The 15,202-nt window shown below is 71.4% G+C and carries 13 protein-coding genes; 6 read left to right on the top strand and 7 right to left on the bottom strand.

Going from position 1 to position 15,202, the window contains the following annotated elements:
* Nucleotides 1–7 precede the first annotated feature (7 nt).
* Nucleotides 8–406, bottom strand: coding sequence for a response regulator transcription factor (locus IEY82_RS21220; RefSeq protein ID WP_189126058.1), 399 nt, complete (start codon nt 404–406; stop codon nt 8–10).
* Nucleotides 407–601: 195 nt separating this feature from the next.
* Here IEY82_RS21220 and ctaE point away from each other — a divergent pair, with 195 nt between their 5' ends.
* The 4 genes from ctaE to qcrB are packed head-to-tail and all read left to right on the top strand — an operon-like array spanning nt 602 to nt 4,840.
* Nucleotides 602–1,255 (top strand): aa3-type cytochrome oxidase subunit III, encoded by a 654-nt coding sequence (gene ctaE / locus IEY82_RS21215; protein ID WP_189125925.1) that lies wholly within the window; start codon nt 602–604, stop codon nt 1,253–1,255.
* Nucleotides 1,256–1,269: 14 nt separating this feature from the next.
* A complete protein-coding gene (qcrC, locus tag IEY82_RS21210) occupies nt 1,270–2,079 on the top strand; it encodes a cytochrome bc1 complex diheme cytochrome c subunit (protein WP_189125924.1) in 810 nt (269 codons plus the stop codon).
* Entirely contained in the window at nt 2,076–3,188 is a 1,113-nt protein-coding gene (gene qcrA, locus IEY82_RS21205) for a cytochrome bc1 complex Rieske iron-sulfur subunit (RefSeq protein ID WP_189125923.1), read from the top strand. Before qcrC ends, qcrA begins: the two co-directional genes overlap by 4 nt.
* The gene (gene qcrB / locus IEY82_RS21200) at nt 3,185–4,840 is read left to right on the top strand and encodes a cytochrome bc1 complex cytochrome b subunit (protein WP_189125922.1); all 1,656 of its coding nucleotides are present in this window, start codon (nt 3,185–3,187) and stop codon (nt 4,838–4,840) included. Before qcrA ends, qcrB begins: the two co-directional genes overlap by 4 nt.
* 627 nt (nt 4,841–5,467) lie before the next feature.
* On the opposite strand, the gene IEY82_RS21195 is transcribed toward qcrB, so the two are convergent.
* The 5 genes from IEY82_RS21195 to IEY82_RS21175 all read right to left on the bottom strand — a co-directional run bounded on the left by IEY82_RS21195 (nt 5,468) and on the right by IEY82_RS21175 (nt 12,010).
* On the bottom strand, nt 5,468–5,755 hold the full coding sequence (locus IEY82_RS21195) for an Lrp/AsnC family transcriptional regulator (RefSeq protein WP_189125921.1): 288 nt from the start codon (nt 5,753–5,755) through the stop codon (nt 5,468–5,470).
* A gap of 46 nt (nt 5,756–5,801) precedes the next feature.
* Nucleotides 5,802–7,523 carry a DEDD exonuclease domain-containing protein gene (locus tag IEY82_RS21190; RefSeq protein WP_189125920.1) on the bottom strand — a complete coding sequence of 574 codons (1,722 nt, stop codon included), beginning with the start codon at nt 7,521–7,523 and terminating at the stop codon, nt 5,802–5,804.
* Nucleotides 7,524–7,605: 82 nt separating this feature from the next.
* The gene (locus IEY82_RS21185) at nt 7,606–10,560 is read right to left on the bottom strand and encodes an FtsX-like permease family protein (RefSeq protein ID WP_189125919.1); all 2,955 of its coding nucleotides are present in this window, start codon (nt 10,558–10,560) and stop codon (nt 7,606–7,608) included.
* Complete coding sequence (locus IEY82_RS21180) at nt 10,557–11,369, bottom strand: ABC transporter ATP-binding protein (RefSeq protein ID WP_189125918.1); 813 nt, start codon at nt 11,367–11,369, stop codon at nt 10,557–10,559. Before IEY82_RS21180 ends, IEY82_RS21185 begins: the two co-directional genes overlap by 4 nt.
* Nucleotides 11,366–12,010: an ATP-binding cassette domain-containing protein gene (locus IEY82_RS21175; RefSeq protein WP_225263574.1), complete on the bottom strand. Its 645-nt coding sequence runs from the start codon at nt 12,008–12,010 to the stop codon at nt 11,366–11,368. The genes IEY82_RS21180 and IEY82_RS21175 overlap by 4 nt, the downstream gene beginning before the upstream one ends.
* Before the next feature lie 234 nt (nt 12,011–12,244).
* Between IEY82_RS21175 and IEY82_RS21170 the strand changes: the two genes are divergently transcribed.
* Together IEY82_RS21170 and IEY82_RS21165 are read left to right on the top strand one after the other, a co-directional pair.
* Entirely contained in the window at nt 12,245–13,444 is a 1,200-nt protein-coding gene (locus IEY82_RS21170) for a sensor histidine kinase (RefSeq protein WP_189125916.1), read from the top strand.
* Nucleotides 13,441–14,091, top strand: coding sequence for a response regulator transcription factor (locus IEY82_RS21165; RefSeq protein WP_189125915.1), 651 nt, complete (start codon nt 13,441–13,443; stop codon nt 14,089–14,091). Before IEY82_RS21170 ends, IEY82_RS21165 begins: the two co-directional genes overlap by 4 nt.
* Here IEY82_RS21165 and IEY82_RS21160 read toward each other — a convergent pair.
* On the bottom strand, nt 14,081–15,142 hold the full coding sequence (locus IEY82_RS21160; RefSeq protein ID WP_225263577.1) for a phosphotransferase family protein: 1,062 nt from the start codon (nt 15,140–15,142) through the stop codon (nt 14,081–14,083). The genes IEY82_RS21165 and IEY82_RS21160 overlap by 11 nt on opposite strands.
* Between the last annotated feature and the right edge of the window lie 60 nt (nt 15,143–15,202).

The raw sequence follows: 15,202 nt of genomic DNA, 5'->3' as shown, positions 1-15,202 counted from the left end.
AAGGCACCTACTTAGCGTTGAGTCGGGTCGAGTTGCGGCGACGCATGAGATCGGCGACGGTGTCGGCCAGCACCATGGGCTCGAGCGGCTGCGGGACGACGGCGTCGGCCTTGGACCACTCGGCCAGCCAGCGGTCGTCGCGCCGGGCGATGATCAGGCAGATCGGCGGGCAGTCGTAGACCTCGTCCTTGGCCTGGCGCGCGACGCCCATGCCGCCGGCGGGCTGGGTCTCGCCGTCGAGGACGGCCACGTCGATCTCGCCGGAGCCCAGCCACTGGTGCACCTTGGGCTCGGTGGCGCACTCCACGATCTCCACGAAGGGGACGTCGGCGGCGGGACGCCGGCCGAGCGCCAGCCTCACCTCATCGCGGGTGGCGGCGTCGTCGCTGTAGACGAGGACCCTCATCGTGTCGTCGGTGCTCACGGTCGCACTCACTATCGGTCGTAGCTGTATGGTCTACAGGATCGTACCGGTGCTCCGGCGTGCAATCCCAGACCGCTGCCTTCGCGGGGGGTTTTATGCCGATTATCGCAGGTTGATCGCCGGTTTGTTCCCCCTAACGGGGGGTCGTGCGCCGGACCGACCACGGGAGCCGCAATAATGCTGCTCGTGGCGACAGCATCCGCAATTACTTCGACGACGACAGCACACTCGTCTCGCAGACCCAACCTGGTCAGCGTCGGGACGATCGTCTGGCTGTCCTCTGAACTCATGTTCTTCGCGGCGCTGTTCGCGATGTACTTCACCATCCGGTCGGTGAGCGAGGGGCAGGGCCTCGAGTGGGGGCCCGCGCTCCTGCCCCAGGGCGCGTCCGCTGAAGGAGTCGCTCACCTGAACATCCCGTTCGCGACGGCCAACACGATCATCCTGGTTCTGTCGAGTGTGACGTGCCAGCTGGGCGTGTGGGCCGCTGAGAAGGGACAGGTCGGCAAGCTCCGCTTCTGGTACATCGTCAGCTTCCTGATGGGCTCGGTCTTCATCGCCGGGCAGCTGTTCGAGTACTACGAGTTGGCGAGCGAGGGTGCGACTCTGTCCGCCAACGCCTACACCTCGGTGTTCTACCTCACGACGGGCTTCCACGGCCTGCACGTGACGGGTGGCCTGATCGCGTTCCTGTTCATGCTGGGACGCACGTACGCCGCGAAGCGCTTCACGCATGAGCAGGCCACCAGCGCCATCGTCGTGTCCTACTACTGGCACTTCGTAGACGTCGTCTGGATCGGTCTTTTCGCGACCATCTACATTATTCGTTAAGGAACGGGATCTCTGTGACTAGGATCACCGCTTGGCGGCGGCATCCCCTCGCGAGATACGCCGTCCTGATTTTGGCGTTGGCGCTGGTCGGGATGGTATACACCGCCTTTATCCAGGCGAGCAGGCCTGCCGACGCGGCACTCGCGTCCGGCAAGGTCGATGACGTGGCCGAGGGGAGGAGCCTGTTCCAGGCCCACTGTGCCAGCTGCCACGGACTCAACGCCCAGGGCACCTCCACCGGGCCCACGCTCATCGGCGTGGGCGCGGCGGCCGTCGACTTCCAGGTGAGCACCGGCCGCATGCCCGCGGCCAACCCGGGCGCCCAGGCGCCCCGCAAGCCTGTCGCGCCCTGGGTCAACGAGGAGAAGATCCGCCAGCTCGGCGCCTACGTGCAGTCGCTCGGCGGCGGCCCGCAGGTGCCCGGCAAGGAGCAGGTCGACCCGGCGAAGGGTGACGCGGGCAAGGGCGGTGAGCTGTTCCGCGCCAACTGCATCCAGTGCCACAACTGGGCGGGCGCGGGCGGCGCCCTGACCCAGGGCAAGTACGCGCCCAACCTGAACGAGTCCTCGCCCACGCAGATCTACGAGGCGATGATCACCGGTCCGCAGGCCATGCCGGTCTTCAACGACACGACGATCACCCCCGAAGAGAAGCGCAGCATGATCGCCTACATCACCCAGGTCCGCGAGCAGAAGGACCCCGGAGGCTTCGGCCTGGGGCGGATTGGCCCCGTGACCGAGGGTCTCGTAGGCTGGATCGCAGGCATCAGCGCCATGGTTCTCGCCGCCATCTGGATCACCGCGAAGAAGCGACAGAAGTCATGACAGACAACGAGCACGAGATCGAGCAGCCGGACGAACGCGTTCCCAAGCGCGTGATCGGCACTCCCGCGCCGGGCACCTCGATGCTCGGCGACGAAGTCCCCGTGGTGGAAGAGGGCGACGTCCCGGGCGTCACGTTCCAGGATGAGCAGAAGGCGCGCAAGGCCGAGAAGGTCGTGGCGCTCTGCTTCGCGGTCACCTTCCTCGCCGCGATCGCCTTCATCATCTTCTACGTGGTGATCCAGGTCGGCAGTCCTGAGGCGACCGGCATGTCCAACCTCGCGCTCGGCGGCACGCTGACGCTCGCGCTGCTGGGGCTGGCCTTCGGCATCGTGGTGTGGGTCCGCCAGATCATGCCGAAGTACTCCTTGATCCAGGAGCGCCACGAGATGGCCTCCGACGAGGACACCCGCGAGGTCGTCTCCGACACGTTCGTGCAGGGCGCGAGGGAGAGCGGGTTCGTCAAGCGCCCGCTGCTCCGCCGTACGCTGCTGCTCGCCGCCGCGCCGCTGGGCCTGGTCCCGCTGGTGCTGCTGCGTGACCTCGACAACTCCAAGATGCCCGCCTCCAAGTTCAGCGAGACGCTGCGCCACACCGTCTGGGGCGAGAAGACCAAGGAGGGCAAGCCACTCCGGCTCATCGTCGAGGGCACCGGCCAGCCCATCCGGGCGGCCGACTTCAACTCGCCCGGCGGCATCCTGTCGGTCGTGCCCGAGGGCTACGAGCACGACCTCAACGCACTCGCCAAGGCCACCCTGATCCTGATCAAGTTCAGGCCCGACGAGATCAAGTCGGGCACCAACCGCAACTGGACGCACGACGGCATCGTGGCCTATTCCAAGATCTGCACGCACGTGGGCTGCCCGGCGGCCCTCTACGAGCAGACCACCCACCACATCCTCTGCCCCTGCCACCAGTCGACGTTCGACGCCGCCGACGGCGCCAAGGTCATCTTCGGCCCGGCCGCCCGGCCGCTGCCGCAGCTGCCGATCTCGGTCGACGAGCAGGGATACCTCATCGCCCAGGGGGACTTCAACGTGCCGGTCGGCCCCAGCTACTGGGAGCGCGGCGACGCTGAGGCGGAGGCCAGGTCCAAGGGAGGCCACGCATGAGTGACCTGACAGCGGTCCCCAAGGCCATCGCGGGTCCGTCGAGCTACCTCGATGACCGACTCGGAGCAGGCAACTTCCTCAAGCGCAACCTGCGGAAGATCTTCCCGGACCACTGGTCCTTCCTGCTCGGTGAGATCGCCCTCTACTCCTTCATCATCCTGCTGCTGACCGGTACGTTCCTGACGTTCTGGTTCCAGCCCAGCATGACCGAGGTCGTCTACAACGGCTCCTACGCGCCGCTCAAGGGCGTCATGATGTCCCAGGCCTACGCGTCGGCGCTGGAGATCAGCTTCGACGTCCGCGGCGGCCTGCTGATGCGGCAGATGCACCACTGGGCCGCCCTGATGTTCGTGGCCGGCATGATGGTGCACATGCTCCGGGTGTTCTTCACCGGGGCCTACCGCAAGCCGCGCGAGCTCAACTGGGTCATCGGTGTCCTGCTGCTGACGCTGGCGCTGGCCGAGGGCCTGACCGGCTACTCCCTGCCCGACGACCTGCTCTCCGGCGCGGGAGCGCGGATCACCCAGGGAGTGATCGTCTCCCTGCCGCTGGTCGGCACCTACCTCTCGTTCTTCCTGTTCGGCGGCGAGTATCCGGGCACCGATATCATCCCCCGGTTCTACTCCCTGCACATCCTGCTCATCCCAGGCATCCTCCTGGCGCTCATCTCCGCCCACATGGTCCTCATGTGGGTGCAGAAGCACACGCAGATGCCCGGCAAGGGCCGCAACAACCGCAACGTGGTCGGCGCGCCGTTCTACCCGGCCTTCATGGCCAAGGCCGGCGCCTACTTCCTGTTCACCTTCGCGGCGGTCGCGGGCATGGCGACGTTCGCCCAGATCAACCCGATCTGGTTGTTCGGACCCTATACACCGGCGGACATCTCGGCGGGTTCGCAGCCCGACTTCTACATGGGCTTCCTCGAAGGCTCGCTGAGACTCATGCCGGCCTGGGAGATCAACCTCTTCGGCACCGCCCACGCGGGCACACTGCCACTGAGTGTGATCATCCCGGCCCTGGTGCCGATGGGCATCATCATGACGGGCCTGGCGCTCTATCCGTTCATCGAACAGTGGGTCACGGGCGACCGGCGTGAGCACCACGTCGTCGAGCGTCCCCGCAACAACCCGCACCGCACCTCGATCGGCATGGCCGCCATCACGTTCTACGGCGTGCTCTGGCTGCTCGGCGCCAACGACGAGATCTCGGCGTTCTTCCACGTCAGCCTCAACTGGACGACCTATGTCGGCCGGGTGCTGGTCTTCGTGGGGCCGGCGCTGGCCTACCTCATCACCTACCGCATGTGCCTGGGCCTGCAGCGTTCCGACGCCGCGGTCGTCTCGCACGGTGTGGAGTCCGGTGTGATCAAGCGCCTGCCGCACGGTGAGTTCATCGAGATCCACACGCCGCCCGCTGACGACATCGAGGCGCACCTGCGTGGCAAGGAGCCGGTGCCCATGCTGCCGGTCCGCGAGGACACCTCGGGCATCCCGCCCAAGGGGATGCGCGGTCCGCTCGGCAAGCTGCGTGCCCGTATGTCCAAGGCGTACGGGGGCGAGAAGATCCCCCTCGACGAGGGTCATCCTCACGAGGAGATCGAGGAGCACGCCGGCGTCGGCTCGGAGGGCGAGGACCGGTCGCTGACGCGCTGACGCGCTGAAGCGGCCTGTCCGGTCGCACCCTGATCGGTTTCACCAGCGCGGGCTCGGACATCATGTCCGGGCCCGCGCTGCGTCGTCTCCGGACCGTCGCGCCCGTATGCGCGGGGGCCTTGCCTACCACGGCCGGGGGCACCGCGGGCCTTGCCCTGCCACGGCCGGTGTGCGGAGGATCGCCATCCGCCGGAGATGGCGGCGGCGCCGGGATCGGGGATGGCGGCGGCGCCGAGATCAGGGATCGGTGACGTGCGCTCACGGACGACGGGTCGGTCTGCGGCGGAGCGACCGGGACTGTGCTGGTTACTCGATGGGGTGGCCGGGGCAGGGAGGATCGCCGCCTGCTGGGATGGCCGCCGGGTGGTCGATGCGATGTCAGGGGGACCGGACCAAGCGCCGGTGGTGCCGTGGCGCGGCCCGGTCAGAGAGCGGAGCTTTGCTGCGGCGCGCCCGGTCAGAGGGTGATCGCGTGCCGTGGCGCGCCCGGGTCTGAGAGAGGATCGCGTGCCGTGGCGCGCCCGGTCTGAGAGAGGATCGCGTGCCGTGGCGCGCCCGGTCAGAGGGTGGATTGTGTGTCGTGGCGCGGCCCGGTCAGAGAGGATCGCGTGCCGAGGGCGGCCCGGGTCAGTCTGACTCGGCGAGGCCGATGGAGAAGGCCGCGTCGAGGTCGTGCCTGGAGTAGGTGCGGAAGGCGATGTGCGTCTCGGTGTGCAGGACACCGGCCACCTTGTTGAGGCGGCCGGGGATGACCTCGGCGATCTGCTCGTAGGCGGCGACCCGGACCATGGCCAGCAGGTCGTACTCGCCGGTGATGGAGTAGACCTCGCTGACCCCGTCGATCTCGGCGATCGTCTGCGCGACCTCCGGAATCCGGTCGACTTCGGCCTTGATGTGAACGATAGCCGTGACCATGGCACAACCCTATCGGTTCGCCGAGGGCGCCGCCCATCTCGGTGGCTCAGCGAAGGGGACGGTGCTCTCGGGACCGGGAGGTGAGGGACCGGTAGGCGAGGTCGATGCGGGCCTTGTGGCGGGCCGCGCCGTGGGCGGGCAGGCTCCACTCGCCGTCGACCTCGACCAGCCGCACACCCGGTGACTCGAGCCAGCGCAGGATGCACTCGGTCTCCTCGGCGCTGGCCGCGTGGACGGGACCGGGGCCGGGGATGACGGTCTCGGCGGTGGCGACCAGGGACTCGACGTAGGGCGTGGGGTGGGCGCCCCTCGGCATGACACCGGCCGCGGTGAGCCGGCCGTATCGGACGACGTGGATGTCCCAGCCACCGTCGAAAGCGGGGCTGGCGGCAATGAGCTGCGGAATCCTGGTGATCGAGGTCAGCCGTTGCATGCGGGCCGCCGCGCGGACGAAGGCGGCCAGCCGGTCGCGGTCGACCGACGCCTCTTCGTAGCGCTGCTCCACCGACAGGCGCTCCATGCGGGCCGACACCGCCGAGAAGACCGGCGTGGCGTCGAGCGTCATGGCGCGGCGGGCGCTCTCGACGTGGATCGCGTAGTCGGTCTGACTCTCGCGGCCCTCGCACGGGGCCCCGCAGCTGCCCATCTCAAGCAGCACGCAGGCCGAGCGGCGGGTGCGCAGGGTGACGGGCTGGGTGCACTGGCGCAGCGGCACCGCCTCGTGCAGCGCGATGCGGGCCTCGTCGGCGGTGCGGCTGTTGCTGAACGGCCCGAGGTAGGCGGCGCCGTCGTCCTTGACCTCGCGGACGATCGACAGGCGGGGGAACGGCTCCTGGGTGAGCTTGAGCCAGACGACCTTCTCGGGGAAGCGGGACCTGCGGTTGTAGCGTGGCTTGGCGCCACCGATCAGGCGCAGCTCCCTGACCTCGGCCTCCAGCCCGGTGGAGCAGACGATGTGGCGGACGCGCTCGGCGATGCCGACCATCTCGCGGATGCGCGGCCGGGTCTCGCCGGCCGTGAAGTAGGAGCGGACCCGGTTGCGCAGGTTGGTGCTCTTGCCGATGTAGAGGACCTCGCCGTGCGCGTCCTCGAAGAGGTAGACCCCGGGGGAGTGGGGCACCGACTCGGCGAGGTGACGCTTGCGCTGCTGCTCGGGCGTCGGAGCGCGGACGAACGACTTGAGCTCCTCCAGCGTGTGGACCTCGAAGGAGCCCGCCCGCTCGATCAGCCCGTGGAGCACGTCGACGGTCGCCCGGGCGTCCTGCAGGGCGCGGTGGCACGGCTCGGTCGCGCTGCGGAAGAACCTGGCCAGGGTGGCGAGCTTGCTGTTGGGCGTCTCGTCACGGGTGAGCACGCGGCGGGACAGGTCGACGGTGTCGACCACCGGGTTGGCCGGCGGCGGATAGCCGTGGGCGGCACAGGCCGCCTTGACGAAGCGGGTGTCGAAGCCCGCGTTGTGGGCGACCAGCGTGGTGCCGTGGATGAACTCCAGGAAGCTCGGCAGCACCGACTCGATCCGGGGCGCGGCCACGACCATGGCGTCGGTGATGCCGGTGAGCACGGAGATGAACGGCGGGATCGGCCCGCCGGGGTCGACCAGCGTGGAGAACTCGCCCAGCACCTCGCCGCCCCGCACCTTGACCGCGCCGATTTCGGTGATCATGTGCTCGGCCGGCGACCCACCGGTCGTCTCGAGGTCGAACACCACGAACGTGACGTCACTCAGCGGGGTGCCGAGCTCGTCGAGTGTGCCTTGAACCGCGTCCACGAACCAAGACCCTAGAGAGAAGGACCGACAGTTGCGCCTTCCGCCCCCATGACCGGTGCCCGCCGAGCCGCGGCGCCGGCTCTCAGGACTGGGCGTCGCGCAGGCGCTCGACCTTGACCCCGCGCAGCAGCGACTCGGAGACGACGGCCGCCGCGAGCAGGCTGGCCAGCAGCGCGGCGCCGATGACGAGCGCGACCGGGCCGGGCGCGATCTCGTGCGGCAGCGGCGGGGTGAGCGGCGGTCGCGCGAACTGCGGCACCCGCGACAGCGCGACCCGGGCCGCGAGCAGCCCGGCCGCCAGCCCGGCCAGCGTGCCCGCCGCCATCGTGATGACCTGCTCCAGCATCAGGGACAGACGCAGCGCCGCCACGCGCGCGCCGGACGCCTCAAGCGCGGCCAGCTCGTAGCCGCGCCGCCGGGCCGCCGTGTGCAGCGCGAGGACGGTCCGGCCGAGCGCCAGCGCCGCCGCGGCCAGGGCGGACACCAGCAGCAGCGTGAGCGCCAGCCCTGGCCCCTCGCCGGCGTAGCCCGCCACGAGATCGTCCACCGTCCGCGCCGACACGACGGTGACGCCCTGCTCGCGCAGCGCCCGCTCCAGCGCGGTCGGGTCGGCCGCGGTCGTCCAGATCTCGTACGTCGCTCCGGCGTGCACGCCGTAGGCGATCCGGTCGGCCTCCTCCAGGTCGACCAGGACGCCCGGGCCGTCGAGACCGGGGGCCGCGACGGCGTTGGCGACCCGTTCGGAGGGTACGGCGAACAACTGGTCGAGCCCCGGCGACAGCCGCCCGTCCGTCGCGCCGACCACGATCGCGGGCAGCACGCCGCCGTGTGTGGCCGGGCGCAGGGTCTGGTTGTCGATCGTGGAGGCGGTGAAACCGCCGTCGGTCCGTGCCGGGTCGCCGTCCACGGTCCAGGCCGGTGGGTCCAGGGTGGTCCAGCCGCCCGCGTCGCGTACGGCCAGCCCGGTGACCTGGAGCTGCAGGAAGGGGCTCGCCTCCTGGTCCGGCGGGCCGATCAGTTCCACGTGCACGGCGCGCAGCTCGCACGGGGAGTCGGCGCAGGCGGGAGGCAGGTTCCAGGCGTAGTCGCCGCCCTTCGCCCCGCGCAGCAGCCCCAGGGGGACCGCCACCGGCTCCGCCTCACCGGGGATCCGCAGGGTGACGCGCAGTCGCGAGGTGTAGCCATCGGGCGGCCGGTCGTGGCGCAGGCTCACGCGTAACCGGTGGCCGCGCAGCCACACGCGCGGAGATCGGGTGCCGGTCAGCGCGGCGGCGGCCTTGGCCAGCGAGGTGCCGCCGGCCAGCTCGGGGTCCCAGTGGCCGACCATCGCCAGTCGTACGGGGTCGGTCGCGACCAGCTGCGGCGGGCCGGGCAGCTTGATCACGGGCGCGGCCAGCGTGGCGGTCGGGTCGGCCTTGTCGAGGGCAGCGGTCAGCGCGCGCGGCTCCATCGGGCGGATGGTCAGGGCCGTGGGGGCGCCGTTGTGGAACGCCGCGACCTGGCGGTAGTCGCCCTGCGTGGCCGTCCAGGCCGACACGGCGAAGGTGGCCAGCCCGAACGCGCTGCCGAGCACGATCACACTGCCCGCGGTGACCGGGCCCCGGGCGACCTGCCGCAGCGCGAGGAACGGCCCGATCCCGCCGTACCGCCTGGTCAGTCCGAACAGCCGCCGGCTCAGCAACGGCAGCGCCCGCCCGGCGAGCAGCCCCGTCCCGAGCGCGAGCAGGCCGGGCACGGCCAGCGCGCTCGAACTCTGGCCGGACACGTCCGTGATCACCCCGGCCGCCAGCAGCTCGACCAGCCCGACCGCGGCGACCGCCAGCACGACGGCGTCCAGCACCCACCCCCGGGCGCTCCCGCGCGGGGTGCGGCGCCACTCCTCGGTGACCGGGCGCGTGGCCGTGCGGTAGGCCGCGAACGCGGCGGCGAGCACGCCGCCCAGCGTGGCGGCGATGCCGGCCGCGAACGTCTCGGGCGGAAGGTCGACCGGGATGTCCCGGGGGAGCAGGGCGCCGATCATCAGCCCCGCCGCCACCCGTCCGAGCACGAGGCCCAGCGGAACCGCCGTGGCCAGCAGCAGCAGCGGCTCCGCCAGCGCGAACAGCCAGACCCGCAGCCTGCCGTGACCGCGCAACCGGGCCAGCGCGATCTCCGGGCCCCGCGCTCTCACCAGGTCGCCCACGGTCTGGAACAGCAGCAGCCAGCCCAGGCCCACCAGCTGGGCGACGACCAGCAACGCCGGCACGTCCAGCGCGTCGGTCTGCGCGGTCATCGCCTTCAGGGTGTCGGCCATGCGCGAGAAGACGATGTCGTCGGTGTCGCGGCCCGCCGCCTCGGCGGCGGCCTGCATGCGCGCCAGCGTGCCGAGGTCGGCGCCGGTGAGCCGGCGCGGGTCGGCGTAGACGATGCCGTAGTCGGTCCAGCGGGAGCCGAGCGCGTGGGTGTCGAAGCGGGTCTGCGGCACGGTGAACAGCGCGTCGGTCCGTCCGGTGCCGAACAGTGTCCGGCCGAACCAGTACGTGTCGTCCGCCGGGCCGGGCCGGTAGAGGCCCACCACGCGCAGGGGGGCGGGCACGAGCTTGCCGGTGTCGGGGTCGCTGGTGACGATCGACGACAGCAGCACCTCGTCGCCCACCTTGAACCCGGACGCCTCGGAGGCCAGCACCTCCCCGCTCGCCGCGGGGCAGCGGCCGACGGCCCTCGGCAGGTGCTCGCACTGGCCTTCCTGCCACATCAGCGGGAGGACGCGCTCGTCACCGGGACGGCCGCTGGTGGTCTCCATGCCGAACACGGGCGGGGTGGTGAAGCCGGCGCCCGCCACGAACGCGGCCACGCTGCCCTTCACATCGAGGCCGGTGGTGGCGTAGCGCCAGCCGCGTCCCTCGGCGGGCGCGGTGTCGATCGCGTTCCGGACGATCGTGGTGCGCGCGGCGGCCGTGTAGACGGGCCCGACGGCGGCCGTCGCGATCGGCACGACGGCGATGAGCAGGACGATCAACGCGAGCGCCCGGCGCTCCCACAGGCCGCGCAGGATCACGTGTCGGTCCTCCGCAGCACGACGCCGTCCTCGATCGGCTCGATTCTGGCCATCGAGCCGGGCGGCAGCAGGTGATGGTACTCGGGCGGCACCTGCACCGCGCCCTCCCGGCCCACGACCACGAAGTCCTCGCCGCGTCTGCCCTCCGCGCCGACCCGGCCGTCCCTGATGGTCACGGTACGGCTCAGAGCCTCGCTGACCGCGACGTCGTGGGTGACCACCACGGCGGTCGTGCCGTCCCGCTCCGCCGCGTCCTTGATCAGGTCGATCACCCGCGCGCCCGAGCCGGCGTCGAGCTGGCTGGTGGGCTCGTCGGCCAGCAGCAGCCGGGGCGCGTTGGCCAGGGCGACGGCCACGGCCAGGCGCTGCTGCTCGCCGCCCGACATGCGCCCGGCCGGCCGGGCGCCCATGTCGCCGAGGCCCACCCTGGTCAGCAGGTCGCGCACCCTGCGCCGGTCGGTCCTGACCGCGCGCTGGGCGAACGCGACGTTCTGGGCGGCCGACAGGTAGCCGATCACATTGCGGGCGGGGTTCTGCAGGACCATGCCGATGTGCGTGGAGCGCAGCCGGTCGAGCCTGCGCTGGTCGAGGCGGCCCACCTCGACGCCGTCGAGCCAGAGTCGCCCGGCGCTCGGCCGCAGCAGCCCGGCCAGCAGCCACAGCAGGGTCGACTTGCCCGCGCCGGACGGGCCGAGCAGCGCCACCGTCTCGCCCGGATCGATGACCAGGTCCACGTCGCGCAGCGCGACGACCTCGACGTCCTGGGCCGTGTAGATCTGCACGATGCCGTCGCAGCGCACCGCGCTCATCGGCGCGCCGTCTCGCGCAGCTCGATCACCCGGTCGCAGCGCCCGGCCACCTCGGGGTCGTGCGTGGCGATCACCAGCGTGGTGCCGTCGCCGGTCACCGCGAGCAGCTCGTCGAGCACGGCCGCACGGTGCGTGGGGTCCTGCTCGGCCGTCGGCTCGTCGGCCAGCAGCACCTGGGGGCGCAGCGCCAGCGCCCTGGCCACGGCCACGCGCTGCTGCTGGCCGCCGGACAGCTCCTCGACCAGATGGTCGGCGAACCGGGCCACCCGCAGCCGCTCCAGCGCCGCGGCCGCCGCCCGCACGGCCTCTTTGGGGCGATGGCCGGCGGCCCGCAGGGTCACCTCGATGTTCTCGGCCGCGGTGAGGAGGCTCAGCAGGCCGTACGACTGGAAGACCAGGGCCAGCCCGGCGCGCAGCCCCGGTCGTTCGTCCAGTGGGACGCCGCGCACCAGGACGCGGCCCGACGCCGGCGGGAGCAGCCCGGCCAGCGTGGTGAGGAGGGTCGTCTTGCCGGAACCCGACGGCCCCATCAGGGCCACCCGCTCACCCTCGGCCAGCTCCAGCGAGAGATCTTCGATGATCGTCCGGCCGCCCGCGCGGCAGCTCAGGGCCTCGCAGGAGAGCGCTGTTCCGAAGATCACGCGCGGATCATCCATCAGCCGCGCTCTTGACGTCAACGGTCAACGCGGTTGCAACCGCCTTGCAAGTGCGGCTCATAGCCTCAATGGGGCAAGCACTGAGCCGCGAGATTCCGCTTGTCCAGCGCAGGGGCATGGGCAATCGACAGGAATCCCGCGGCTCGCCACGTCCGGCGGAACGCGGCATCGACTTTGGTCGCTGTCGGCGGCCCGGCGCGGCCCGTAACCTCAGTACCCGTGACCGAGCGGCGCGAGCACGAATACCACTGGGCGCTGCCCTCCGTCCTGCTGGGCGACGACACGGACGGCAGGCCGGCCCGGCGCTCGACGCGCGACTGGATCGTCGACCTCGCGATGTTCGTCGCCGCCTGCGGCATCACCCTGCTGACCGCGTCCGAGCTGCCCGGCGTGCCGGGCCCACTGGTGGTCGTCGAGCAGGTCGCCGGCGTGCTGGCGTGCGCGGCGGTGTGGCTGCGGCGCAGGTGGCCGCTCGGGTTCGCGCTCGTCGTCACCGCGCTCTCGTCCTGCCTGGCGCTGGTCGGCGGGGCCGCGGTGGTCGGCCTGTTCACGGTGGCCGTCCACCGGCCGTTCCGGATCTCCGGCCCGTTCGCCCTGTTCAACCTGGTCATGCTGGTGCCGTACGTACTGCTCAGGCCCGATCCCGAGCTCGGCCGGGCCGGAGAGCTGGTCCTCGGGGTGGCCATCGTGCTGACCGTGTTCGCGTGGGGCATCGTGGTGCGGGCCAGGCGGCAGCTGGTGTGGTCGCTCAGGCAGCGCGCCGCCATCGCGGCCGGGGAGGCCAGGCGGCTGGAGCGTGAGCGGATCGCGAGGGAGATGCACGACGTGCTGGCGCACCGCATCTCGATGCTCAGCCTGCACGCGGGCGCCCTGGAGTTCCGGCCCGACGCCCCCGCCGAGGAGATCGCCCGGGCGGCGGGCGCGATCCGGGACAGCGCCCACCTGGCGCTGCAGGACCTGCGCGAGGTGATCGGCGTGCTGCGCCATCCCTCCTCCGCGCCGGACGACCCGGTGCCCGACCGGCCCCAGCCCACGCTCGGCGACCTGCCCGCGCTGGTCGAGGAGTGCCGGCGGGCGGGCATGGAGGTGACGCTGTCGATGACCGGGGCCGATCCACCGCAGGTGCCGCAGGGGCTCGGCCGCAACGCCTACCGCGTGGTGCAGGAGGCGCTCACCAACGCCCGCAAGCACGCGGGCGGGTCGCCGGTCACCGTCACCGTGTCGGGCGCGCCCGGCGAGGGCCTGACGGTCGAGGTGCGCAATCCGCTCCGGGCCCAGCAGAGCTCGCGCATCCCCGGCGCGGGAGCCGGGCTGATCGGGCTGGTCGAGCGGGTCGAGCTCGCGGGCGGCCGGCTGAAGTACGGCGCCGCCCCCGGCGGTGACTTCCGGTTGAGAGCGTGGTTACCGTGGACGCCGTGACGATCAGGGTGCTCATCGTGGACGACGACGCGCTCGTGCGGGCCGGGCTGTCGATGATCCTCGGTGGCGCCGCCGACCTCGCGATCGTCGGCGAGGCGGACGACGGGGCGCGGGTGCCGTCGCTGGTGGCCGAGCACCGTCCCGACGTGGTGCTGATGGACATCCGGATGCCCGGTGTCGACGGCCTCACCGCCACCGAACGGCTGCGGGCCACCAAGGCGCCGCCCGAGGTGCTGGTGCTCACCACGTTCCACGCCGACGCCCAGGTGCTGCGCGCGCTGCGGGCCGGGGCGGCGGGATTCCTGCTGAAGGACATCCCGCCGGCCGAGCTGGTCGGGGCGATCAGGAAGGTGGCGGCGGGCGAGCCGATCCTGTCGCCGGTGGTGACGCGGCAGCTGATCGCGCACGTGTCCGAGGGCGGCGCGGGCGGCCGGGCCGACCGGGCCCGCGCCCTGCTCGGCAGGCTCAGCGAGCGGGAGCGGGAGGTGGCGCTGGCCGTCGGCCGGGGTGGGTCCAACGCGGAGATCGCGCGGGAGCTCTACATGAGCGTGGCGACGGTCAAGGCGCATGTCTCGCGCATCTTCACCAAGCTGGCGCTGAACAACCGGGTGCAGATCGCGCTGCTGGTCTACGACGCTAACCTCTGAGCATCCGCTCCAGGGTGGGCCGGTGCAGCACCAGGTCGTCGGGGTCGTCGGGCCTGGGCTGTTCGCCGAAGTGGATCCTGCGCTGCCAGACGCGGGCCATGATGATGCCGTGCCGGAGGGCCGCGTACAGCTCGTAGAAGTCCATGTTTTTAGGGGTGTATCCGGTTAGCTCGCGATACTTCTGGCAAACGGCGTCGCGTTCCATGAAACCTGGAATCCCAGGCATGTTCAGCGCCTCGGTGAGGTCCCGGAAGAAGCGGTGCAGGAAGATCATCCAGGCCAGGTCCAGCTCGCGTGGTCCGACCGCCGCCATCTCCCAGTCGAGCACCCCCACCGGGGTGAAGTCGTCGTACACCACATTCCCGATCCGGGCGTCGCCCCAGCTCAGCACGTCGGGCCCCGGATCGCCCGGCCAGTGCGCCTCCAGCCAGTCGAACGCCCGCTCCAGCAGCGGGATGGGCCGCTCGCCGTGCGCCCACGTGTAGTAGGCGCGCTGCGCGTCCATGTGCGCGCGCAGCCCGCCCCGGCCGAGCACGCCCAGGTCGTCCGCCGTGAACGGGGCATCGTGCAGCGCCGCCACGATCCCCACCGTCGCGTCCTGCAGGGCGCGCCTGCGCGCCGGCGCCGCGTCCAGCAGCCAGCCCTCGAACGTGTACGGCAGGACGTCCGGCGGCACCTGTCCGTCGAGGCGCTCCATGACGAAGAACGGCGTGCCGAGCGGCGCCGGATCCGGCTCGAACCAGAGCGTCCTCGGGGCCGGCACCCCGGCCTTCTCCCTGGCCAGGCGCATGATCTCGAACTGGGCGCGCAGATCGTAGGAGGGGAAGACGGGCACCGCCTCGGCCGACGGCGCCAGCCTGGCCACGCAGCGGCCGTGCCGTCCCTGGAGGGAGACGGTGAAGAAGAGGGTCTCGCTGGACATGCCGTTGCTCGACGGCCGCGACAGCTCGGAGACGGCGACCGGGGTCCCGATCCGGCGGCGGAGCCAGGCGTCCAGCCGGTGACGGAGTTCGTCCAGGTCACGGGTGGATGTGCGCAGCTCCTCCGTCACGGCGGACCTCCTTGGCGAGCACCGGGTCAGGTACGAGTCGTATACCTCAACCAAGCGCTT

This window comes from Nonomuraea cavernae (assembly GCF_014646355.1).
Classification (GTDB): Bacteria; Actinomycetota; Actinomycetes; order Streptosporangiales; family Streptosporangiaceae; genus Nonomuraea; species Nonomuraea cavernae.
The sequence above is the reverse complement of the archived record's forward strand: the minus strand, read 5'-3'. Positions and strand labels throughout refer to the sequence as shown.